We start from the raw sequence: 24,819 nt of genomic DNA, 5'->3' as shown, positions 1-24,819 counted from the left end.
TTAAAATGAAACAATATTATTACAACCTAAAATATTTGATATTGGCATTTATGTCATTGACAATAGTAAGTTGCTCTGATAAAAATGAAGAAAGCATAACTCCTAATGGTGGTGATATTACTCTTGAGAATCCTAATGGTAATGATGATTCTTCAAATAATGACAATAATGAAGTGTATGCCGATATAGATTTTTCTAACTGGAAAGTTACACTGCCGGTTGATGAAAACAATAATGGTAAGCCAGATGAATATCAACCAGCTTCACTTAAAAACTTTGGTTATCAGACTTTAGAACCAGTTATGCCTTTTATGTACGATGACACTGATGATAGCTCTTTAATGTTCTACACCTATCCAGAATCCTCAACAACAAATAGTTCTTATTCCAGAACCGAACTAAGAGAGCTAATAAATCCTAGCAATTCAAGAGAAAACTGGACGCTTTTAGAAGGTGGGGAAATGACTGGGCGTTTAAAAGTTAAAGAAGTCTCAGAAAATAATAGTTCTAGTTACAATTACCACAGAGTAATCGTAATGCAAATTCATGGTATTATTTCTGAAGAAGATGTTAGTACCAACAGCTTTAGTAGTAATAACGGTCCCCCGCTTATAAAGATATACTGGGTAGACGGTTATATCTGGTGTCATAAAAAGTCATTAGTAGATGAAAATACCTCAGGCGATGACTTGATACAGCCATATTCGAGTTCAAACAATTTATGGACTGATGATAAAGATAATTTAGGGTACGTAGGTTATGATTCTTTTGATTTTAGAATTACTGCTTCTGATGCTAAAATTGAGGTGCAATTAAATAACGATACTCCTATTGTATATCAAGATATTAGTTTAGATAAATGGCAATATGAAAACTATTTTAAAGCTGGTAATTATTTAATTACAACAGATGCCGATGCATTTTCTTATGTAAAATACTATAATTTAAGTATAACTCACTAAAAATAATTAACTATGGAAATTTCTACACAGCGCTTTTTTATCACATTTATATTAATGGCGATAGGCTTTCAATTAACTGCTGCCACAGTTACATGGGATGGAGGTGGAGATGGCACCAACTGGACAGATCCTTTAAACTGGGATACTGATGCCTTACCAACAGCAGCTGATGATGTTGACCTAAATGGTGCTACAGTTGTTTTATCTGCTAATGCAACTGTACAACGCGTATTGGTAGACGGGAGTGGAGACCTTACTGTTAATACAGGTGTTACTTTAACGATTAGTGGATTTGCCGGAAACGATGAAGGACTTGAGATACAAACCTCTGCAAATGTTATTAATAATGGTACAATTGCTATTTCAAATATCCTTGGTGGAACTAGTGCAGACGGACTTTATAATAAAGGTACATGTACGAACAATGGTACTATTACAATTGATGGAATAGGTCAACATGGTTTATATGTTGTAGCCGGTTTATTTACTAATGCATCAACAGGAATAATCACAGTAACAAATACTGGACAAGTTAATGGTGATGGTGATGGAGTTTATGTAGATGATGCTAATTCAGGTACTCTATTTGGAAATTTAACAAACGAAGGAATGATTACTGTTACTATCACAACTGGTGATGACGGTATTTATGTCAATGATAATACGACATTGAATAATACTGGAATGATTACAGTTTCAGGAACTGGAGGTGATAATGGAATGCGTGTTGATGATAGTGGTGTTTTTAATAACAATACAGGCGGAACATTAACTATTAATGAAACTATTGATGACCAACTTTTTTTAGATAATGATGGAGCTGTTAATAATACAGGAACGATTAATTTAAATAATTCTCCTGATATTGCACTATATAATACTGATGCAGGAACATTTACAAATGAAGTAGGTGGGCAATTGAATATTTCTGATGCTGCGGATCATAGTATTCAAATTGATGCAAATTCAAATGCTTCTCCGGCTACTTTTTCTAATTCTGGTACTATTACAATCACTAATGGGGCAACTGATGGGTTAAGAATGCAAGAAGCAGGTATATTTACTAATAATGCTGGAGGAATTTTAAGCATAACTGGCCCTACTGATGATGGAATAGAATTAGATAATCCAAGTATCTTGAACAATAGTGGTACTATTAATATGACAGCTACTGACCATGGGATGGATATTGAAGGTACTTTTAATAACTTAACCGGAGGTGTTTACAATGCCACAAATTGTGGTGATGATGGAATAAGAGTTGTAACTGGTACAGTTAATAATGATGGTGCTATGAATATAGATGGTTCAGGTTCAGAAGATATTGAAGTAAATTTGACAGGTACTTTTACCAACACAGCAAATGCAACTTTTGCTCCAGGTTCTAGTCCTGGTGACTTTGAGATTAGAAATGTATTTGATTTAGGAACTTCTACAACTACATTTGAAATTAATGGTTTAACTCCAGTTACAGATTTTGACCAAATTTTGAATGCTAATGGTACAGGAATTACGAGTACACTTACTGTTACAAATGCAACATTAAACTTAGATTGGGGAAGTTATATACCTAATGTTGGAGATACATTTAAGATAGTAGATGGATCTGGACCTGTAAGTGGAACTTTTGCTAATATTACAACTACCAATTCAAATATAGTAACAACTATTAATTACACTGCCGATGAGGTAGAAGTTGAAGTTGTTGAAGTTTTATCTATTGATGATGTTTCAGTTATAGATTTTAGTTTGTATCCTAACCCAGCTAAAGATGTTTTAAATATCCAGACAAATAATGTCACAATCAACTCAGTTAGTATTTACGATATGTTAGGAAAAGAGGTCTTGTCTGTTAAAGAAGTTAATAACAGTATTGATATCTCTAACCTTAAAAGTGGTATTTATTTAATTAAAATAGCAACAAACGAGGCTAGCGTCACTAAAAAAATAGTAAAAGAATAATATTCAAATACTTAAAAAGGCATCAACTTACAACTGTGAATTGATGCCTTTTTGCTTAGCTTTAAACTTTCAGCCAAAATCAATTTGATCAATAATTTATAGTCTATGAATTTTAAAAAACCTAAATCAATTTTCATCTATTGCTTATTAATAGGTGCCGTTGTATGCTTTAACAGTTGTGCTGAAAATAAAAAGCAAAAACCAAATGATGTCATTCCTTTTTTTCAGCATTGGAATTTAATCTTGGGTGATGGCTCAAATATAGGACAAGCAATAGACTATAGTAATAAAGATTTCTTTTATACAAAGCATGATGAGAATGAAGACTGGGTGGTTTTTAAGACACCCAATGCAGGAAATACGCATGGTACATCTAATAACACCAGAACGGAATTGGCTCAACTAAAAAAATGGTCCCCAATGACTAATGCCTCAATGGATGCTACTCTTAAGGTCATGAACGTAGCTACTACTGGCGATGCCCGTGTTGCTTCAACATACTCCGTTGTGGTTGGTCAAATCCATAGTGCAGACGGACATGAAAACGAGCCATTGAAGATATTTTATAAAAAATTTCCAGGTCATACTAAAGGTTCTGTTTTTTGGAATTACGAAATCAATACAGCGGGTGATGATAACTCTGGTAGATGGGATTATTCTTATCCTATTTGGGGCTATAATTTTTCTGTTGTTGGTAATGATAAAAACAACTATCCACCTGAACCAGAAGATGGGATTGCTTTAGGAGAAGAATTCAGTTATAAAGTTGAAGTAGATAAAGGAATAATGACGCTAACATTTACTAGTGAAGATCATGAAACAAAAACATTTACTAAAAACCTCATATCCTCAGAATATGCAGAACGTTCAAATATGCCAGAACAAGTTGAAAATTTATTTGTACCAATAGGACAAGATGGTATTGAACGCGAAAAAGCCTACACGGGTGAAGGCCTATTTTTTAAGCTCGGTTCTTATAATCAAACCAACGGAAAAGACCCTAAGGTTAATAAAGTATGGTGTTCGGGTGCTGAAACTCATGGTGGTGATATCCAAAAACAATATGCAGATGGTAATTATGCAGAAGTATGGTTTAAATCAGCGGATATTACTATTAGCGAAGATGCCATCTCTAATGAAGGTTATTTTAAGGCAAATGACGGTTTAAGTACAAAAACAGTGTATCCAAGTGAAGTGATTCCTTTTATGGATAAATTTAAAATATTAATGGGTGATGGAACCAATGTTGATAATCTTGTTGAGTTTGAAGATAAAGATTTTTTCTATACTGTAATTGATGGTACAAGGCGTTGGGTAGTTTATAAAACGCCTAATTCTGGGGTGACTTCAAAAAATTCTAGTAACACAAGAACTGAGTTACATGAAAAAAGAGAATGGACACCTGAAGAAGGTGGAAAACTAACCGGTACGTGTAAGGTTATGCAAGTCTCCGTTTCTGGTGATGCTAGAGTTGCTGCATCTTACTCTGTAGTTGTTGGGCAGATTCATAGTGGTGAAGGACATGAGAATGAGCCTTTCAAATTATTTTATAAAAAATTCCCAGGGCACACTAAAGGTTCTGTTTTTTGGAATTATGAAATTAATACAGATGGCGAAGATAATTCTGGAAGGTGGGATTATTCAAGTGCTGTATGGGGTCATGATATGTCTGTTGTTGGAGCCAGTAAAAGTGATTTTCCAGCTGAACCTGAAGATGGTATTGAATTAGGTGAAGAGTTTAGCTATGAAGTAAATGTCTATAAAGGCATTATGTATCTTACTTTTAAAAGTGATGGTCATGAAACTAAAACTTTTACTAAAAATTTAATCGAATCAGAATATGCAAACAAATCAGATATACCTGATCAAACTAAAAAATTGTTTGTACCAATTGGTCAAGACGGAACAGAAAGAGCAATAGCTTACAGTGGTGAACTTGGTTATTTTAAGCAAGGTGCTTATAACCAGACGAATGGGAAAGACCCTGAAAAGAACATGGTTTGGTGTGCAGGTGCAGAAACTTATGGAGGGGATATTGCTAAGCAGTATAAAAATGGTTGTTACACTGAAGTATGGTTTAGAGAAGCAACTGTAGGGTCTGGAATACCACAAAAATAATTAACAGACAAGAGTTATAAAATATATAATTATGAAACGATTTAGCGAAAAGTACATCATAACAAAAGATATGGAATGGGAAGCACTCGGTGGAGGTGTATCAAGGAAGTTTTTAGGTTACGACAACCAAATTATGATGGTAAGAGTCAAGTTTGACAAAGGGGCATTAGGTGCGCCTCATCAACATTTTCACACACAAGCTACCTTTTGCGTTTCAGGCAAATTTGAATTTGAAATTGATGGCCAAAAAAAAATTGTAGAAGCAGGAGATGGTGTTTACATAGAACCTAACTTAATACATAGTGCAGTTTGTCTTGAAGAAGGAGAGTTAATTGACACTTTTAGTCCAGTAAGAGAAGATTTTTTAAGTGGCGGGAAGGTGTCTTATTTTGGAGATAAATAGTTATAATAAAAATCGGCTAGCCTAATGTTTGGATGCTTTGTCGCTTAATACAAGCCATAGCTGTAATGCGCTGAGAAAAATTTCACGAAAACGTTGTAATTAACATTTTTTTATATATATTTGGTAAACCAATCTGGTAAACCAATTTTTTATAAAACAAAAAAGGATAGGTTTTAAAGTCTATCCTTTTGCATCTACTTCTTTTGAGCTGGAAGTACAAAATTACTTAAAAGTAATCTTAATGCTAAGATACAAAATTAGGGACTTTTAATTTTTAATTTAGATGCTGTTTTTTCAAGAACTGGTTTTAAAATCAATTAATTAAACAATCAAGACTAACTAAAAATTCAATTTATGAAAGTAAAAATGAAATTTACAGCAATGGTTTTTCTCTTGTTCAGCGTCTTAGTATTTTCTCAAGACACTTATACACTAAAGGGAAAGGTAATAGCTGAATCAGACAATATGCCGATCCCCGGTGTAAATGTTCTTATTCTAAAAACAACGAAGGGAACTACGACTGACTTTGATGGTAATTATCAATTAGAAGTTAAAAATGGTGATGTTATCCAATTTTCTTATCTAGGTTATAAAACGCAAACCGTCATTATTGAAAACCAACAGACACTTAATATTACAATGCTTGATGATGCGAATACTCTAGATGAAGTCGTTGTCGTTGGATATGGTACTCAAAAGAAAAAACATTTAACAGGAGCAGTTTCAAGTGTTACTAATAAAAATCTAGATAAAATTCCTGTAGCAAGGGTAGATGATGCTTTAGTAGGACAAATCGCTGGTTTAAATGTTGCCGCAACTGAAGGTGAAGCAGGATCTGCACCTACTATACGTATTCGTGGGGTTGGCTCACTTAACGGTGACTCCACACCTTTAATTGTTGTTGACGGATTAGTTGTTGATAGTGATTTTCTTGGAAATTTAGATATGAACGAAGTCGAGTCTTTTGACGTATTAAAAGATGCTGCTTCTTCAGCAATTTATGGTTCTAGAGGTTCTAATGGTGTAATTATTATAACAACAAAACAAGGTAAAGAAGGAAAGACAAGATTCAATTATAACGCCTACACTGGTTTTAAAGAGGCTAGACAAAGTGATGATTATTACTTCAGAGTTTCAGAAACTGTAGATGCTGAATTAGCCGCTAATGGTGTGCTTTCTAATAGAACCGCTTACAAACAATTACTTACACAAGCAACTGGTATCGACAGAGACTGGCAAGATGTGATATTTGATGGTGGAGTGATTAGTTCTCATTCCTTTAGCGCAAGAGGAGGAAGTAAAAACACAAAATTTAGCGCATCACTTGGTTATCTTCATGATGAAGGTGTATTACTGACTGATGATTTTAAGCGTTACAATATGCGATTTAAATTAGACACAAAAGCCGGTGATAATTTTAAGCTTGGTGTTAATATTGCGCCTTCATATAGTAGAAGAAGACGTTTTGATGGCTCTACACATGATATTTTAAGGCAAGCACCTTGGTTACCATTATATCATGACGAAAATTCTATTCAGTTTGTAGATTTCAATACCTACCCTAATGTACAGGTTGGGGACTATGCCATCCAAAGACATTTTGATAATTATGATTTATTTGGAGACGGTTCAGTAGCGCAAGATATAAGTAACACCTCTAATACTAATCCTGCAGCCAAAGTTTTAGAAAGAGATAGAAATGATTATAAATTTAAACTTGCCGGTCGCTTTTTTGGTGAGTATAAAATATTAGATGGATTAAAATTTAGAGCCACTTTAGGTGGAGACTATCAAAACACCTTTAGAGATAGATGGCAAGGTGTCCTATCAAACAGAAATGGAGCAGCAGCGGCTAGTTATTTTGTTTCTAATGAAAATAGAATACATATCTTAGGAGAAGCTTTCTTTACCTATGATAAAGTCATAGGAGATCATGACATAAATGTTGTAGCTGGTATGTCTTCAGAAAAATGGGAGTATGAAGGAGAAAGTACTTTAGGCTCAGGTTATACCTCTGATCTTATTCAAACTTTAGGAGCAGCAACAATATTAAATCAAATTGATTCTTACAAATTAGATGAACGATTTAGATCTTATTTTGCAAGAGTCAACTATATCTATGCAGATAAATATTTAGCTTCATTGAGTTTTAGACGTGACGGCAGCTCTATTTTTGGTGTAAATAACAAATATGGAAATTTCCCTGCAGCTTCAGTAGGTTGGAGAATTTCGGAAGAAGACTTTTTAGTTGAAAGTGATGTCGTTAGTAATCTAAAATTTAGAGTGAGCTACGGTTTAACGGGTAACAAAGATTTTAATCTAGGTGATAGAAATGTAGAATTATTTCCTTCAATACCATTATTAGGAACAGATGTATATAATACTGATGCGGCTTTTATTGCTTTAAACATAGCTAATCCAGATTTGCAATGGGAAAGCTTAAAGGAGTTTAACCCAGGTATTGATTTTGGTTTATTTAATAATAAAGTAACCGGTTCTATAGATTATTATCAAAGAACAAGTAAAGATCTTTTATTAGACAATCCTGTTCCTTCAACAACAGGTTTTGCAAGTGCACTTGTAAATCTTGGAGAGGTAAGAAACACCGGTGTAGAAATTGAGTTAAGAACTAAGAACATTGTTAACGAAAACTTTAGCTGGAGTACAACACTTTTAGCCTCAATGAATGAAAATGAATTAATAGACTTTGCAGATTCTAACGGTCAAATTCAAAACGTAGATTCTAAAAGGGCTGCAGAATGGATTAACTTAGTTGGCAACCCTATATCTTCTTATTATGGATGGGTTGTGGATAGTGAAATTCCATTAGAGTTTATAAATGATCCTTTTCACCCGGTTGGAGGTCAAGCACAAGATGTATATGTAAAAGATTTAAATGGTGATGGTCTTATAGATGATGATGACAAAACAATACTTGGAGATCCGTATCCAGATTTAATTTGGAGTATTGGTAACGATATAAAGTATAAGAATTTTGATTTAAGTTTCTTATTTCAAGGAAGTCATGGGGCTGAAATAAGAAATATGGGAGATCAGTACTTATTCAATCACTTTAACAGTGCACAAGACTTTAATACATCTACCACTCCAAATCAAGGATTCATTAAAGAAAAGATATTTACAAATGCTATAATTCAAGATGCTTCATATGTGGCATTACGTAACCTCACTTTTGGATATAATCTACCTCAGGATACTTCAGAAAGATTAGGGTTATCATCATTAAGAATATATGCAACGGGTCAAAATCTATTATATTTTACTGCAAGTGATTATACAGGTTTTAATCCAGAATCAATTAACAACACAAGTCCAACTACTTACGGGTATCAAAGAGCAGGTTCTCCTGTTTTTAGAACAATCTCTGTAGGTTTAAACATGGGATTTTAAAAAATAACTGAAAGTATTATGAAACATTTAAAATTTATAGGCGTACTATTAACATTCAGTTTATTATTTGCCTGCAACGAAGACTTTTTAGAACCAATACCTGAAAACGTAATCAGTAGTGAAAACTATTTCCTTAACGATGAGCAAATTGAGACAGGTGTAATTGGCATTTACGATGCTATGCAAGGAATTAATTCTACTAGTTTAAACGATAATCGTGGAATACAACAAGAATTCTATGTTACAGAAATGCGAAGTGATAACACCAGAACAAAAAATCAAGAAGGTGAAGCAGCTCAATTTGAAAGTTATACCATAACACCAAACAATGGTATAGTAGAAAACTATTATCGAAGTACATATAATACAATATACCGAGCTAATTTAGTATTAGAAAATTTGGGTAATGCCTCACAAACAGCTGCCCCAATTTTTGAAGGAGAAGCTAAATTTGCAAGAGCTTATAGTTACTTTAATTTAGTTCGCTTGTTTGGTGATGTACCATTAGTTGATAGAGTAATAAGTCCTCTAGATGCTGAGACTGCATATACAAGAGTGTCCACTTCGACTATCTATGATTTAATTGTTAGTGATTTAGAAACTGCTGCTGCAAACCTAGAGAATGGTGAATATGCAAGAGCATCAAAAGCTGCTGCTGAAGCTTTGTTAGCTAAAGTACATTTAACACTAGGCAATTATTTAGAAGCACAAACACTATGTGAAAACATTATGGGTTACAGCTATATGCTCGAACCAAACTTTAATGATGTCTTTTATAACGAAGGCAATAATGAAATCATTTTTGCTATTGTATTTAGTCCAGGTATAGAAGCTGACAGCCAAGATTTTTCTGCAGAATTCATGAATGGTGTAGGTCGTACAGTTGGTGTTAACTACGTCACACAAGATGCAGTTGCATTTTTAGATGCAAATGGTGGTCCAGACAGAACACCTTTCTCCTATCGTATAGACCCTTTTCAGCCAACTCAAAACCAAGTTGTAAAATATTTACCTAATGGTGAAGATGGTGGTGCTGACGGCAAAACATTTATGTCTGATGCTACACTATCAGGTAACGATTGGGTTGTATTAAGATATGCAGACGTTCTATTGATGCATGTGGAGTCTATTATCGCTGGAGGTCAAGACACGAGTGTTTCTGCAGCACTTAACTCTTTTCAACAAATTAGAGATAGAGCTGGCTTAACGGATACAGTTACCAACATTACTAAGCAAGATTTATTAAATGAAAGGCGTGCAGAATTAGCGTTTGAGAACCAACGTCTATTTGATTTACTTCGATTTGGAGAAGCACAATCTATACTTTCTGCTCACGCAACTGCTACAGGAGGTTCTTACTCAGCAACAGATTTATTATTGCCAATTCCGCAACGTGAGATAAACCTTAGTAATGGGTTAATGCAACAAAATCCTGGCTATTAAAATTTAAAAGAATTAGATTATGAAAACAAAAAGAATATTTGGTATAATGCTGCTGTTTGTAGGCGCATTACTATGGGAATCATGTGATATAGATAAATTTGAACCTTTAGGTGAAAATTCAATCGAAGATGCTACACCACCTCAAGCTAATTTTAGTTTCTCAAATGGTGTTACTGTAGACGATTTTTTAGAGTATACATTTGCTAATTTATCAACTAGTGCAACAACATATGCTTGGGATTTTGGAGATGGTAATACATCAACCGATTTAGATGGCTTTAATGTATATCCGGCAGAAGGAACTTACACCGTTACACTTACAGTTTCAGATAATAATGGTCTTGTAAGTACTACATCGCAAACTATAGAGGTTATTGAGCCAGAAGCACCATTAGTCCCAGACCCTTTAATAGTAAACAGTGAATTCGTAAAGCTTCCAAAATCATCAGGTTCAGATTGTGCCTGTGCAGGTTGGATTAATAGAGACCTTGGAGATCAAGGAGAATCTAGTACTGCTAGTGGAGCAGATGTAGTTAAGTTTGACAATAACGAACCAGACCACGTATATCAAGAATTTGAAGTCGTGCCAAATGCCGATTACCTAATAGAAGTTTCCGTAAGACATAGTACAACAGACGGAACATTACCAAGTTCTCTTGAACTAAGAATGCTAGCTGGTAGTGGTTATGAGGCGGGTTATACACCTGTATATTATACAGATACTGCTGTAATGCCACAAGGAAATTCTTCAACAGGATATTGGGGTTATAGAACTGTAGCTCAAATGGAAGATGCTGCTAACAACCTTACAGTAGAAGTCATACCAAACCCTGGCAATGATGATTATAACACATACCAATATTCATTCAATGCAGGAGCTAATAATAGCGTGGCATTGTTTATGAGAGGCATTGGTGGAGCAGCATCAGGTAATTATGGTTACAATAGTGGTAACGAAGAAATTAGAGCTGCTTACGTAACAATTACAGCAGTTAATTAATGATTAATTTTTTAGATGAAATTTAAAACGCTTTTAATATTATTCTTCTCTTTAAATCTAAGTATTGCCTTTGCACAATCTGGTGAGCACAATAAAACCAATGCTGTAAAAAAAGAACGGAAGCAAAAAAAGAAGCGTAAAAAAAAGGTAAAGCTGCCTAAGATAGATTTGAGTCACTGGAAGGTAACGCTTCCAGTGAACAATGATAAAGGCAAACCCTATGAAATTTCGCCTCCTGAGATTCTAGATTTTGCCAGTGATGAAGTTGCTAAACCATATATGTATATAGATTCTACTAAAGGTGCCATTGTTTTTCATGCAATGCCTACAGAATCAAAAACTAAGAATACTAAATATACTAGGTCAGAGTTGAGGGAACAAATGGTCCCAGGTGAAAACAATGTAAATTGGACCTTTAAGGATGGTGGTTACATGAAAGGTAAATTGGCTATGGATCAAGTTACCAAAGATTCTAATGGTAAGTATCATCGTGTAATTATTATGCAAATCCATGGTAGATTAACAAATGAACAACGTGATTTAATTGGTGAAGATGATAATAACGCCCCACCTATATTAAAAATATATTGGGATAATGGGAAAGTAAGAGTAAAGACCAAAGTATTAAAAGATATAAATGCAACAGTACCAGAGATACTACACGAAGATGCATGGGGAAATGACGAAGGTTTTAACTTTGAAGAAAAAGTAGGCTTCAGGAAATTTACATTAGAAGTCAAAGTTTCAGAGGGCAAAATGGTAATTTCTCTTAACGGTAATGAATATAAAGTTTATGAGAGTATTCACATGAAAAAATGGGGAATTTTCGAAAATTATTTCAAAGCAGGTAATTATTTCCAAACAAGAGATAAAGGCGCATTTGCAAAAGTTCGTTTTTACGAACTAGAAGTAAGTCATTAAGTAAACAAATTTAATTGAATAGATGTATTTTTACATATGCATCTAGTAATCAAAGTTTAAAGTATGAAGTTAGAGACATTAGCAAAAAAAGATAGTTTAAATTCACAGAATGCAATTATTGCTCAAATTAGAGATTTAATAAATCTTAAAAACCTAGAGCCTGGTGATAAATTACCTTCAGAGCGTATGTTATCAGAAAGATTCAGTGTTTCTAGAAGCAATGTCAGAGAAGCTATACAAAAACTAGAATTTTATGGACTATTAAATTCTATTCCTCAAAGCGGAACTTTTGTAGCAAATATTGGAGTCATAGCAATGAATGGTATGATTGAAGATATTTTAAGATTAGAAGACCCTGACTTTAAGTCTTTAGTTGAAACAAGAATTCTTTTAGAACTAAAAACTGTACGTTTAGCAGCCTTAAGAAGAACAGAAGAGGATTTAGAAAAAATGAAAAATGCATTAGATGCATATACTGAAAAGGTATTAAATGGAGAAGATGCTGTTCAAGAAGATTTACTATTTCATCTTGCGATAGCAAAGGCTAGTGGAAATAGTACGATGAATACTTTTATGCTAATTATTACTCCAGAAATTATTACAAATTTTGAAAAATACCATGTTTGTGATAAAAACTTAGCGCAAAAAGGGATAGCAGAGCATCAAGCAATTTATGAAGCTATAAAAGACCAAACACCACAATTGGCTAAGCAAAAAATGAAAGAGCATTTTAGCGAGCTCTATAAATACTGTTATAATGTATAGCTAATATTGCGCTAACGATCAAAATAAATAGATGAAAAAAAAAGGACTAAGATGGTGGGTTATAGGATTAATTGCCTTAGCCGCTATAATAAATTATATCGATAGGCAAGCATTTTCTGTCTTATGGGAAGCTGGCATCGCCGAAGAGTTATACCCTGACTTAGATCAAGAAGGCCGAAAGAAAGTATATGGTAAAATAGGGTTTTACTTTATCATTGCCTACGCTTTAGGTCAAGCTCTTTTTGGTAGAATTTTTGACAAATTAGGCACTAGAATAGGATTTGTTTTATCCATTGGATTTTGGTCATTAGCAACAGCATTACATGCGCTGGTTAAAGGATTTGCAGGCTTCACCTTTGTAAGAGCACTACTAGGTTTATCAGAAGCAGGCAACTGGCCTGGAGCCGCAAAAGCAAACGCAGAATGGTTTCCTACAAATGAGCGCGCTGTAGCACAAGGAATATTCAATTTTGGCGCATCTTTTGGCGCCATGATTTCTATACCTGTTATTGGTTTATTAGCCCAAAATTTACACTGGCAATTAGTCTTTTTAATAATAGCATTGCTAGGTTTTTTATGGTTAATACCTTGGATGATTTATGTTAAATCTCCACCAAAAAAACATCCTTGGATTACTGATGATGAAAAAGAGTTTATTCTTAGTGGTCAAGAAAATGAAGATGTAAAAAATGACAATCATGAGGAGCAAAAAAGCTTAAGCTATGGTAAAATTCTAGGCAAGAAACAAAGTTGGGGTGTTATACTTGCATCAGCTGCAATTGACCCTATCTGGTGGATTTTTGTGATTTGGATACCAAATTATCTTGTGAATGTTTTTAATATGGATATTTCAGGTATAACAACATATGGCTGGATTCCTTTTTTAGGCGCAATGATTGGTGCTCCATTTGGTGGTCTGCTCGCTAAAGCCTTTTTCAAAAAAGGCTGGAGTGTAAATAAAGTAAGGAAAATGACTATCGGTATTGGTTGCGTTATAATGCTTCCAGCCCTATTAGCATTAAGCGCTCCAGGAAATGCCTTGTTTGCAGTATTAATTATGGCTGTTATTCTTTTTGGTTTTCAAACAGCAATCGGAAATATACAAACCTTACCAAGTGATTTATTTAATGGTAAATCTGTAGGTACATTATCAGGTCTTGCGGGCATGTCTGCAAAATTTGCTGCAGCTGGCTTAACTTGGTATATCGCTGACAAGCTTCCTGTAGAAAACTATTCATATGTTTTTCTCATAGGTGCAGCCTTAGTAGGTATAGTATTTCTATCTATTTGGCTACTAATTCCAAAAATTCAATTATTACAAAATAATAGTTAATACAACGAGAATATAAAAACTTAAAATTAAGATATACAATGAGTAAAAAAATAGCAATAATAACTGGCGCAACAGGTGGTATTGGTTTTTCAGTAGCTAAAAGATTAGGTGAAGACGGGTATACTGTAATACTTAATGGTATTGATGAAGAAGCTGGAGCAAAAAGAATAGAAGAACTTACTGCTCAAGGAATTAATGCCGAATATTATAATTTCGATGTAACAAAGGAAGACTTAGTTAAGTCAAACATTGAAGCCATAGGAAAGAAATACGGACAAATAGATGTGCTAGTTAATAATGCCGGTGGTTTAGGAGGCAGATCTCGTTTTGAAGAAATGACGACGGAATTTTACCGACATGTAATGGCTCTTAATCTTGATTCTGTGTTTTTTGCATCAAGAGCCGCAATACCTTTTCTTAAAAAAGGCGAACATCCTTCGATAATTAACTACACGTCTAATGCCGGATGGACTGCTGGTGGACCTGGAGCGGGAATATATGGTACATCAAAAGCTGGTGTTCATGCTATTACAAGGGCATTAGCTAAAGACTTAGCAGAATATGGCATTAGGGCAAATGCTGTTTCTCCAGGTACTATAGACACCCCATTTCATGCGCAAATAAAATCAACAAAACCCGAGGTTTTTGCTTCATGGGCAAATAATATAATGTTAGGTCGTTTAGGACAACCAGAAGATGTTGCAGGTGTTATTTCTTTTTTAGCGAGTAAGGATGCTTCATTTATAACAGCCGAAACGATTCAAATTGGAGGAGGTCAGGCCTTAGGTATATAGTTAAAGATGAATAAAGTAGCTACTTTTGGTGAAATTATGTTACGCTTATCTACAGAGCGCCATCTACGATTTATACAAGCTAAGTCATTTGCAGCTTCATATGGCGGAGGAGAGTTTAATGTGGCGGTGTCTCTAGCCAATTATGGTATTAAAACCGATTTTATTACTAAAGTTCCTGAAAATGATATAGGCGCTTGTGCAGTAAAAGAAATGCGGAAGTTAAAAGTAGGTTTAAGTAATATTGTTTATGGCGGAGACAGATTAGGAATTTATTATCTCGAAACTGGAGCTGGAACAAGAGGCAGTAAAGTGATTTATGATAGAGCAAATAGTGCTTTAGCAACAACTAAATCAGGAGACTTTGATTGGAATGACATATTAAAAGATGCTACATGGTTTCATTGGAGCGGAATAACGCCCGCTATTTCTAATAGTGCTGCAGAACAATGTTTATTAGCCGTTCAGACGGCTCACAAGTTAGGACTTAAAATATCTTGTGATTTAAATTATCGTTCGAAGCTATGGAAATATGGAAAAGCGCCACATGAAGTAATGCCAAAATTATTAGAATATAGCCATATTATATTAGGAGATATTGATACTGCTTATCTTATGTTGGGTGAAAATAAAGTAAGTCCTAATTATGAAGATGAAAAATCTTTACCTAAGCTTTATGAAAGAATATTTAACGTCTGCCCTAATTTACAACTCATAGCTACAACATTAAGATATTCAATTAGTGCTTCGCATCAAAGAATTGGCGGTATACTTTTTAATGGAAAAAAGATATACAATGCTGCAGTAAAAGAAGTTACTCCAGTTGTAGACAGAGTTGGTAGTGGAGATGCCTTTATGGGTGGTTTAATTTATGGGCTACTAAAATATGATAAAGATTTTCAAAAAGCTTTAGATTTTGCTGTTGCAGCTTGTTGTTTGAAACATACTATTTCAGGAGATTATAATTTAGCTACTATTGAAGAAATTGAAAAAATGATACAAGGAGATACTTCAGGAAAAGTCTCTAGATAAGGTAACACTATGGCACAATATTCAAGAATAGAAGTCGCAAATGTTATGAAGCAAACTGGCTTAGTCCCATTGTTTTATAGCTCAGATATAGACGTTAGTAAAAACGTAATCAAAGCTTGTTACGATGGTGGTGCTAGATTGTTAGAGTTCACTGCTCGTGGGGACTTTGCCCACGAAGTTTTCGGAGAACTCAACAAGTACGTAATTAAAGAACTCCCAGGAATGATTTTAGGAGTTGGGTCAGTGACTGATGCATCTTCTGCATCTCAATTTATGAACTTAGGCGCAAATTTTGTTGTAACACCAGTACTAAGAGAAGATGTTGCATTAGTATGTAATAGACGCAAAGTATTATGGTCGCCTGGATGTGGGTCATTAACAGAAATATGCCGTGCAGAAGAATTAGGATGTGAAATTGTAAAATTATTCCCAGGTGGTATCTATGGTCCAAACTTTGTAAAAGCAATACGAGGTCCTCAGCCATGGACAAGTATTATGCCTACAGGCGGAGTTTCACCAACCAGAGAAAACATAGAAGGCTGGTTTAATGCTGGAGTTACATGTGTTGGAATGGGCTCTAAATTGATTAAAAAAGACGTTAATGGCAATTATAATCTAGAGCAAATAGAGTCAGATACTAAATCGGCTTTAGAAATTATTAAATCGGTTCGACAATAATTTGAGAATAGTTAGAACCCAAAAGCCTTTCTAAATAAATTAGGAAGGCTTTTGTAATTAATAGTAAAATGAGAAAGGCTATAATTTTTATGTGCATAAGTGCGATGGCTTTTGCATTGCTAAATATCTTTGTAAAGAGTCTAGAGGACTTCAATGTTTATCAAATCGTATTTTTTAGATCTATAGGCACTCTATTCTTTACGATACCCTTTATTTTAAAACTTAAGCTAAACCTATTAGGGAATAAAAGAAAATTGCTTGTTGCTAGAGGACTTATTGGTTTTGTTGCGATGACTCTATTTTTTATGTCTCTCAAATATTTAACCACAGGTACAGCAGTTTCTATACGCTACATATCTCCTATTTTTGCTGCTTTTTTTGCTTTATTTATTTTAAAAGAAAAGATAAAACCTATACAATGGTTTTATTTTGGTATTGCATTTATTGGGGTTTTTATTCTTAAGGGGTTTGATGGAGAAATTTTAAATATTGGACTCTTATACATAGTTGTTTCTGCAATTTTTACAGGATTAGTTTTTATTATAATCAGAAAAATAGGTTCTAAAGATCACCCTTTGATTGTAGTAAACTATTTCATGGTTATTTCTACTGTACTGTCAGGTGTATTTACTTATTATAATTGGACCAATCCTAAGGGTGCCGAGTGGCTAATTTTATTAAGCTTAGGCGTTTTTGGGTATTTTGGACAATACTACATGACAAAGGCACTACAAGAATCTGAAGTAAACAGAATAGCTCCCCTAAAATATATTGAAGTTGTCTTTACTATGCTTATTGGATTAATCTGGTTAGATGAAACCTATACTTTATTAAGCGTATTAGGAATAATACTTATACTTATTGGGCTTACACTAAACACAGCTGTAAAGGGACTAAAATAAGTACCTATGTGATAATTGTTTGTAAATAGTCTAAGTCTTTTTGGATAACTGAGACTCAACAGATAAATAAATTACCACTAGTTATTAGACTAGAACAAAATCCAGAAATAATAACTTTTAATGATGTGGTAAAACTACAAGACAAAATTTAGTCAGGGATTATAGTTATAAGGATAAAATAATAACAAAGAAAAATAATAGATATGTAACTGAAGCTGTGGTCAATGAAATATTCATGCTTAATAACAATTAAAAATTATTCGATTAATATTTTAACTTGTACTTAATCAGCCTCCAGACAATTACAAACAATATTCAATAAATAATTAATCATTTGTTAATATATTTAACTTCAAACTTTTATTAAACATTTATGAGCCATCTATTCAGTTTGTCAAAATTCTTCTTGGTCAAATTATGTAGAAGACTAATTGTGTTTCTTGTAATTGGGATAATTAGTGCATGTTCAAATACACACAAAAAAGATGTGTTAATCGAGTCCAATAATTTAGAAAGTTCTTTACATTTTCCTGATAGTATCAGTAAAAACATCGAAGGTATAGTTTTCCCTTTCTCAATAGACACGTTACATGTAACTAGAACTTTAAAAACCATAAAACAACCTCCTGTCATTAAAGACTATCCTTTTTCTAAAGTAAAAATTACAAGATTACGATTGGATAAAAAGCCAAAGCTTCTTGACATAAAAATCAAACCCCAAGAAGAGCAAAAAAGGGTGCCTAAGTTTGGAGTATTGATAGAAGCACGAGACACAATTTACGGACCGGAAAAAGTGGATGTAATATGGCCCGAGTCTATAGATAATATCAAAATGACAAGAAGGGAAAACAGCAATACATCCATTAGCTATTTAAGTCTAGAAATATTTAATAAAGGAGGTAAATTTTTACATGGGGTTTTTAGAGATAGTCGTAATCATTTGTGGATTTCAGACTTCGAGCAAGGAGTAAGTCGGTTTGATGGACATTCAATAACCAAATTCACTAAAGAAAATGGCCTTAAAAATAATTATGCTCACGTCACTTACGAAGATAATAATAACAACTTATGGTTTGGTTTATATTCTTTTGGTGGACTAACTATGTTCGACGGAGAGTCGTTGCTAAACTTCAGTTCGGTTAAAGAACTTAAAATTCAACGTATTAATAGTATTTTTCAAGATAAATCAAATCGGTACTGGATAGGAACAAATGATGGTTTAATCTTACTTTATGAACATGAAGATAGTTGGAGTTTTCAATTGATTCAAAAGAAAGACGGTCTGCCTAATGCATATATCAATAAAATAAAAGAGGATCAAACAGGAACTATATGGATAGCTACCAATGGAGGATTAGTTAGCTATAGTCAAGACACTTTCAAACACCATAGAGTAGGACATATAATGGATCTAAGTCCAGTAGGTGATGATGGGATTTGGTTAGCCAGCTATCAAAGAGGCCTTATGAAGTACGAAAGAGGTTCGTTTTACGATTATAAATTTCAAGGAGATGATGATTTTCGTGAGCTCTTATCAGTCCATTGTGATGAAAACGAAGGAGTTTGGTTCGGAAGTGCTTGGGGAGAAGGGTTAGGCTATTTAAACGGAGAAGAGGTTTTGATTATTTCGAAAAATGAAGGTCTAAGCGGAGGCATTATTCGGGAAATAACTCCTGACGATAGCGGTAATTTATGGCTAGCGACATATGATGGGGGTCTAAATAAGCTCAACCCCAATTCATTTAAATACTGGGGCAAAGAAGATGAAATCACAGAAGGTTTTGTTATAGGATTAACTAAAGATACTGTAGGCAAAAAACATATAATATCTTTTCAGGGCGGTTTAACTACATTTAGCGATAATGGATTTCAGATTTACAAAAACGAATTTTCACTCGGTAGTGATAGGCTTATTTCATGTTTCATTGATTCAAAAGATAATCTTTGGTTGGGATCTCACGACTTTCCCTTTATTCGATATAAAGATGGAGTATCAGAAATATTTTGGTTAACAACCAAAGACGGTAAGGCCATAGCTATTTCTTCAATTAACGAAGATTCTGAAGGAAATATCTGGATGGGTACTATTTCAGATACAGTTATAAAGTATGATGGTAAACATTTTTTATATTTTAATTTTGGGAATAACCAGCCAAATAGGTGGATAAGTAATGTAGCTATAGATAATCAAGATGGAGTATGGTTTTGGAGACATGATGGTATAGTTCGATATATAAATAATAAATGTTTTCTTTTCTTCAATAATCCTGGTGCTTATTATGCTGATGAATTTTTTATAGAAGCTGGCAAAGACCAAACATTATGGTTTGGTGATGAGCGATATATAGGTAAAATTTACCCTAATACTAAGGGTGATCAATTGGTTGATGAAGTGTTATATTTTGGTAATTCGGGCTTACTGTATGGAGGAGCTCCGATGGATATTATATCTGAAGATAAAGGCATATTATGGGTCACCACAAATAATGGATTAAGCAGGTTAGCTCCTCAAAGCCAGAAAGGTGTTGTTGGATATCAAAGTACAAACATGGGGAGTAAGCAAGACCTTTTCAAGTCTGCAAATGGTAACTCTTTGGTGATTGAAAAAGATAAACTTTGGATGGGAGGTAACCAAGAGTTTGGATACAAAGATATTTCTAGTTACACACCAAATAACAAAATTCCAAAAATACAATTACATACAATTAATGTTAAACAAGAACATATACAGTATAACAAACTTAGTGATAGTACATATAGTAGTAGAACGCTAGTGCGAAAGATACTTGCCAGAACCGTAGACAGCTTAGTGCCTTTTACGAATCTCCCCGGAAATTTTATAGCACCGTATTATATAAACCATCTTACGTTCAGATTTTCAGCTGTAGATTGGTCAGCCCCTGCTAATGTAGAGTATCAGTTTATGCTAGAAGGTGTCGATAATCAATGGAGTGAACCCACATATTCCGAGTTTGCTGATTACAGAAATATCCCACATGGCGAGCATAACTTTTTAATTAGATCCAAGGGATCTTCAGGTATTTGGAGCGAACCATTTTCCTATCGTTTTTTAATACTGCCCCCTTGGTGGCAAACATGGTGGGCATATACTATGTACATACTCATAGTTATAGGGTTAATATATACCTTTAGTCAATGGCGAGTAAGTAAATTACGTCAGGAACAAGAGCGACAGGCCAATATTAAAGCTAAAATGAATCAGTTAGAACTAAACGCGTTAAGAGCTCAAATGAATCCACATTTTATTTTTAACACACTAAATAATATACAAAGTGCAATAATATTAAAAGGCGAACGCACTGCAAACAAGTTAATAAGTGCTTTTTCAAAACTGATGCGACTTACTTTAAATATGAGTAAGTCTGAATATTTGCCACTTGTAGACGAAATCTCATATATAAGTTCTTATTTAGAACTCGAAGAAAACCGTTTAGGAGGAAACCTTGAAACTAGCATTGAGGTTTCAGATGATATTGATCTAAAGAACACCTTGATTCCATGTATGCTTTTTCAGCCAATCATAGAAAATGCTTTGATACATGGACTTCAACCAAAAAAAGACAATAGAAAGCTTGATATAAAAATTAATCAGTCTGAAGGGTTTATTATTGGGCAGGTAGAAGATAATGGAATCGGAAGGGCTGCTGCCGAAACCAATAAGCAAAAACAGATTGCTAGACATAAATCATTAGCAACACAAATTTTGAATGAACGTATAGAAATAAATAATACAAATTCTAATTTAAAAATGAGTTATGATATAATTGACCTTTATAATAACGGTAAACCTTCTGGAACAAAAGTAATTCTCAATATTCCAATATACTTGACAAGTTAGTTAAGGTATAAGGTAACAACTAACTGAAATTCTGTTATTTTTATTGGATAGTCAGTTTAGCCAACTATATCACTCCTACTCAAATATCTGAATATCATTGATACAAGAATAATTAAAGTAATAGTATTCCAAATCACATCTAAGGCGCATTTATTACATTATCATCTGCCTCAAGTAAAGTACTAAATAATAAAAAATAGTCTTTCCATACATAATAAATTTCAAATGGTCAAACAATTATGGGGGATGCTACTCACCAGAGCCTTTACAGTTGCAGATTTAAAACGGCATGGGGATGCTATTGGGCTTACCACTTAAAATGGAAAACATCTATCACTGAACTCATACATCAATTGTTTAAAAACTCTTTTTACTGTGATTTTTTCTATTGGAAAAATGCAGAAAGTATAAAAACGATGTATGAAGGAAAGCATCAGAAAATAATTACTTATGTTTAGTTTGAGGATGCACAAAAAGTATTAGGGAATTACCATCGCCCCACTAGAACAAGAGAAAGAGATTATACATTTCCATTATTTTTTGAAGTTATTTCAGGAATTGTAGTAGAAGTAAAGTTGTTAGTCGAGTAAGAAGTATTACTTTTTATTAGCATCATATACAATAATCCAATAGACTCCAAATTGGTCAAATACCATACAGAAAAAAGTAAACCAATTTGTACGTCTTATACTTAAAACGGTTTTTCCATTATAAGATAAGTTTTGATGCAAATCAATCAATTCTTCTTTAGAGTCTGCGTCAATAAGCATAACATTAAAAGGAACATGAATCTCAAACTGATTAAAAAAGCTAGAGCGATTGCACCCTCTTAAATTAATAGTATCATTAATTTGCAACCAGATATTGTTAAGCTTCCCTTTTAAGTGCTCATTATTTAGCCCTATAACATCATTTTCCTCATAATTTTCTTCAACTACTGATGCGTTAAATACATCCTTGTAAAAAGAAAAGGCTTCTACGCATTGGTAGTCTATTATAAAAAAAGGTGTGATAGATTTCATAAGATATATGTATAATTTTGCAGCTCTTTAAAATTTCCCCTTTTTTGATTTATAAATTGTATGATAAAGTTGTCTTGCATAAAAACTTAGTTTAGCACTTTGGTAGTAGTTATTATAAAACGACAGGTTTTATATCTAATAAAATGTAGGTATAATAGGTAAATGTCTAAAAACAAGTACGTTTTTAAAAAAGTGAATGAATATATGTACCAAAAAGCAACATAAGTGTTTAGGATTCTGTGATAAGTGTAAGTTTTTACATTTAAAACCCCATATAACATACCAAATAATAGGTTTTTGCATGATTCGCATAATATTAATACGCTTTCAACGCTATCTGATGTTAAAATATAAAATAGATATATCTAATTTTTGACCGCTAATGAAAAAAAAATGACCACTTATTACTTTAGATTACCTAGTCAAAACTATATACATATATTTGTTGCATCCCCTGTAAATTAAAATCGTTTATAGTTTACAGTTTAGATTAGTTTAAAAGCGCAATACTTTAATTGCGCTTTTTTAGTTTAAAACCTACCCATAACAACTTCAAGGCTTTCATACAATCTTATACGCTTTCAACGCTATCTGATGTTAAAATATAAAAACAGATATATCTAGTTTTTGACCGCTAATGCAAAAAAACGACCACTTATTACTTTAGATTACCTAGTCAAAACTATATACATATATTTGTTGCATCCCCTGTAAACTTATAATATTGTTTATAGTTTACATTATAGTTTGCAGTTAGATTAGTTTAAAAGCGCAATACTTTAATTGCGCTTTTTTAGTTTAAAACCTACCCACAACAACTTCAAGGTTTTCATACAATCGTATACGCTTTTTACGTCATTTGATTTTAAAAATATAAAAACAGGTATATCTAGTTTTTGACCATCTATACAAAAAAACGACCACTTATTACTTTAGGCAGCCTATCAAAGCTATATACATATATATTTGTGCATACCTGTAAATTAAAATTGGTTTAAGTTTACAGTTAAATTTGGTTTAAAAGCGCAATACTTTAATTGCGCTTTTTTTATTGTAAAAATCTATCCTTAACCATAACAGACCAAAAGGCTTTTTTGCTTAAACAACTATAATTCATCAATATATACTTAGAATAATCTGACACTCAATAGTTCGAAAAACTGCCAGATATTGCATTTATTTCCCGTTTGTGTCACAAAACAGACCGATTATTACATCATCCTTTAATTATATCAATAAGTAAGCGTCATTTGTCACTCAATTACTAAACTTAAACAAAAAGCTATTAAAAATGAGGTCTCACACTTATAAATGCACGTAAACCTTTTTTCGGTAAACGATACAGACTTGATTCTCCCATTTAAATCTTGAACATATCGGTTTCTGGTTTTACTAAATACGATTCTTAATTAATACAATTAAAGAGATGCTTAGTAGGTCTGCGCATGTTGTAATCGAGACTAATGCTAATTAATAATCATTAAACTAAACTTTTATGAAAAAACTACTTACTTTTTTCTTTCTATGCATTATAGGCTTAGCCTATGGGCAAGTAGGTGTAGGTACACCTCTTCCAGACAATTCAGCACAACTAGATGTATTGTCCAATAACAAAGGCGTATTAATTCCTAGAATTCCTTTAACAAGTAGTACAGATGTAGCTACAATACCTAATCCGGCAAATAGTTTACTTGTATTTAATACGAATACAGTAACTAACGATATTACACCAGGTTATCATTATTGGGATGGTACAAAGTGGCAACGCATGACGAGTATGGACGATGTCGTTACGTTAATTCAAACTAATGAAACCATAACAAATCTGGTTCATAATGGTGATGGCACTATTACTTATACTAATGAAGCTGGTATGGATCAAACCGTAGATATTGTTGCTATGATTACTAATGACATTATTAATCAAGGCGATATCTACGATGAGATTATCAACGTCATCAACGCCAACTCTGATGTATTCCAAGATAATAATGACGGTACCTTTACACATACAGCAGCCGATGGCACGGAAGTAATATTCGATGCCAATACAACAACTTTAGAAGATAATGGAGATGGCTCTTATGAGCTTACCAATGCCAATGGAGATAGCATCACTATAGATGTGATTGCTGATGTAGTGAACAATATCACTAACCAAGGTGATATCTTTAATGAATTGATTACCGTAATCAATGCCAACTCTGATGTCTTTGA

16 protein-coding genes and 1 pseudogene are annotated in these 24,819 nt (G+C 33.5%); 16 read left to right on the top strand and 1 reads right to left on the bottom strand.

Annotated features, from left to right (window positions below; all coding sequences use genetic code 11):
* Positions 1-5 precede the first annotated feature (5 nt).
* The 15 genes from Q0770_RS06970 (at position 6) to Q0770_RS06895 (ending at position 21,580) form a co-directional block, all read left to right on the top strand.
* Entirely contained in the window at positions 6-962 is a 957-nt protein-coding gene (locus Q0770_RS06970) for a polysaccharide lyase family 7 protein (RefSeq protein WP_299115402.1), read from the top strand.
* Positions 963-974: 12 nt separating this feature from the next.
* Positions 975-2,924, top strand: coding sequence for a T9SS type A sorting domain-containing protein (locus tag Q0770_RS06965; RefSeq protein ID WP_299115400.1), 1,950 nt, complete (start codon positions 975-977; stop codon positions 2,922-2,924).
* 105 nt (positions 2,925-3,029) lie between these two features.
* A complete protein-coding gene (locus Q0770_RS14700) occupies positions 3,030-5,042 on the top strand; it encodes a polysaccharide lyase family 7 protein (RefSeq protein ID WP_306420461.1) in 2,013 nt (670 codons plus the stop codon).
* 31 nt (positions 5,043-5,073) lie between these two features.
* Positions 5,074-5,445 carry a cupin domain-containing protein gene (locus tag Q0770_RS06950; protein ID WP_299115398.1) on the top strand — a complete coding sequence of 124 codons (372 nt, stop codon included), beginning with the start codon at positions 5,074-5,076 and terminating at the stop codon, positions 5,443-5,445.
* A gap of 354 nt (positions 5,446-5,799) precedes the next feature.
* The gene (locus tag Q0770_RS06945) at positions 5,800-8,856 is read left to right on the top strand and encodes a TonB-dependent receptor (RefSeq protein WP_299115396.1); all 3,057 of its coding nucleotides are present in this window, start codon (positions 5,800-5,802) and stop codon (positions 8,854-8,856) included.
* Positions 8,857-8,874: 18 nt separating this feature from the next.
* Positions 8,875-10,299 carry a RagB/SusD family nutrient uptake outer membrane protein gene (locus Q0770_RS06940; protein WP_299115394.1) on the top strand — a complete coding sequence of 475 codons (1,425 nt, stop codon included), beginning with the start codon at positions 8,875-8,877 and terminating at the stop codon, positions 10,297-10,299.
* A 19-nt stretch (positions 10,300-10,318) separates the two neighbouring features.
* Positions 10,319-11,299 (top strand): PKD domain-containing protein, encoded by a 981-nt coding sequence (locus Q0770_RS06935; RefSeq protein WP_299115392.1) that lies wholly within the window; start codon positions 10,319-10,321, stop codon positions 11,297-11,299.
* Positions 11,300-11,314: 15 nt separating this feature from the next.
* Positions 11,315-12,220, top strand: a complete 906-nt coding sequence (locus tag Q0770_RS06930) for a polysaccharide lyase family 7 protein (protein WP_299115390.1) — start codon at positions 11,315-11,317, stop codon at positions 12,218-12,220.
* Between the two features lie 63 nt (positions 12,221-12,283).
* Complete coding sequence (locus Q0770_RS06925) at positions 12,284-12,985, top strand: FadR/GntR family transcriptional regulator (protein WP_299115387.1); 702 nt, start codon at positions 12,284-12,286, stop codon at positions 12,983-12,985.
* 31 nt (positions 12,986-13,016) lie between these two features.
* Entirely contained in the window at positions 13,017-14,318 is a 1,302-nt protein-coding gene (locus Q0770_RS06920) for an MFS transporter (RefSeq protein ID WP_299115385.1), read from the top strand.
* A gap of 38 nt (positions 14,319-14,356) precedes the next feature.
* Positions 14,357-15,112, top strand: coding sequence for an SDR family NAD(P)-dependent oxidoreductase (locus Q0770_RS06915; RefSeq protein ID WP_299115383.1), 756 nt, complete (start codon positions 14,357-14,359; stop codon positions 15,110-15,112).
* Positions 15,113-15,118: 6 nt separating this feature from the next.
* Positions 15,119-16,141, top strand: a complete 1,023-nt coding sequence (locus tag Q0770_RS06910) for a sugar kinase (RefSeq protein ID WP_299115381.1) — start codon at positions 15,119-15,121, stop codon at positions 16,139-16,141.
* Between the two features lie 9 nt (positions 16,142-16,150).
* Positions 16,151-16,819, top strand: coding sequence for a bifunctional 4-hydroxy-2-oxoglutarate aldolase/2-dehydro-3-deoxy-phosphogluconate aldolase (locus tag Q0770_RS06905; protein ID WP_299115379.1), 669 nt, complete (start codon positions 16,151-16,153; stop codon positions 16,817-16,819).
* A gap of 68 nt (positions 16,820-16,887) precedes the next feature.
* Complete coding sequence (locus tag Q0770_RS06900; protein ID WP_299115377.1) at positions 16,888-17,721, top strand: DMT family transporter; 834 nt, start codon at positions 16,888-16,890, stop codon at positions 17,719-17,721.
* Between the two features lie 433 nt (positions 17,722-18,154).
* Entirely contained in the window at positions 18,155-21,580 is a 3,426-nt protein-coding gene (locus Q0770_RS06895) for a two-component regulator propeller domain-containing protein (protein ID WP_299115375.1), read from the top strand.
* Between the two features lie 596 nt (positions 21,581-22,176).
* Here Q0770_RS06895 and Q0770_RS06890 read toward each other — a convergent pair.
* Entirely contained in the window at positions 22,177-22,602 is a 426-nt protein-coding gene (locus Q0770_RS06890; RefSeq protein WP_299115373.1) for a VOC family protein, read from the bottom strand.
* A 1,495-nt stretch (positions 22,603-24,097) separates the two neighbouring features.
* On the opposite strand from Q0770_RS06890, the pseudogene Q0770_RS06885 reads away from it, so the two are divergent.
* Positions 24,098-24,819: pseudogene (locus Q0770_RS06885) on the top strand (hypothetical protein); the annotation flags it as partial.

This window comes from uncultured Winogradskyella sp., from assembly GCF_947501905.1.
Taxonomy (GTDB): Bacteria; Bacteroidota; Bacteroidia; order Flavobacteriales; family Flavobacteriaceae; genus Winogradskyella.
The sequence above is the reverse complement of the archived record's forward strand: the minus strand, read 5'-3'. Positions and strand labels throughout refer to the sequence as shown.

Bases quoted from the DNA above. Each gene is read 5' to 3' on its own strand.
- Q0770_RS06970 (WP_299115402.1), top strand. From the start codon at position 6: ATGAAACAATATTATTACAACCTAAAATATTTGATATTGGCATTTATG.
- Q0770_RS06965 (WP_299115400.1), top strand. From the start codon at position 975: ATGGAAATTTCTACACAGCGCTTTTTTATCACATTTATATTAATGGCG.
- Q0770_RS14700 (WP_306420461.1), top strand. From the start codon at position 3,030: ATGAATTTTAAAAAACCTAAATCAATTTTCATCTATTGCTTATTAATA.
- Q0770_RS06950 (WP_299115398.1), top strand. From the start codon at position 5,074: ATGAAACGATTTAGCGAAAAGTACATCATAACAAAAGATATGGAATGG.
- Q0770_RS06945 (WP_299115396.1), top strand. From the start codon at position 5,800: ATGAAAGTAAAAATGAAATTTACAGCAATGGTTTTTCTCTTGTTCAGC.
- Q0770_RS06940 (WP_299115394.1), top strand. From the start codon at position 8,875: ATGAAACATTTAAAATTTATAGGCGTACTATTAACATTCAGTTTATTA.
- Q0770_RS06935 (WP_299115392.1), top strand. From the start codon at position 10,319: ATGAAAACAAAAAGAATATTTGGTATAATGCTGCTGTTTGTAGGCGCA.
- Q0770_RS06930 (WP_299115390.1), top strand. From the start codon at position 11,315: ATGAAATTTAAAACGCTTTTAATATTATTCTTCTCTTTAAATCTAAGT.
- Q0770_RS06925 (WP_299115387.1), top strand. From the start codon at position 12,284: ATGAAGTTAGAGACATTAGCAAAAAAAGATAGTTTAAATTCACAGAAT.
- Q0770_RS06920 (WP_299115385.1), top strand. From the start codon at position 13,017: ATGAAAAAAAAAGGACTAAGATGGTGGGTTATAGGATTAATTGCCTTA.
- Q0770_RS06915 (WP_299115383.1), top strand. From the start codon at position 14,357: ATGAGTAAAAAAATAGCAATAATAACTGGCGCAACAGGTGGTATTGGT.
- Q0770_RS06910 (WP_299115381.1), top strand. From the start codon at position 15,119: ATGAATAAAGTAGCTACTTTTGGTGAAATTATGTTACGCTTATCTACA.
- Q0770_RS06905 (WP_299115379.1), top strand. From the start codon at position 16,151: ATGGCACAATATTCAAGAATAGAAGTCGCAAATGTTATGAAGCAAACT.
- Q0770_RS06900 (WP_299115377.1), top strand. From the start codon at position 16,888: ATGAGAAAGGCTATAATTTTTATGTGCATAAGTGCGATGGCTTTTGCA.
- Q0770_RS06890 (WP_299115373.1), bottom strand. From the start codon at position 22,602: ATGAAATCTATCACACCTTTTTTTATAATAGACTACCAATGCGTAGAA.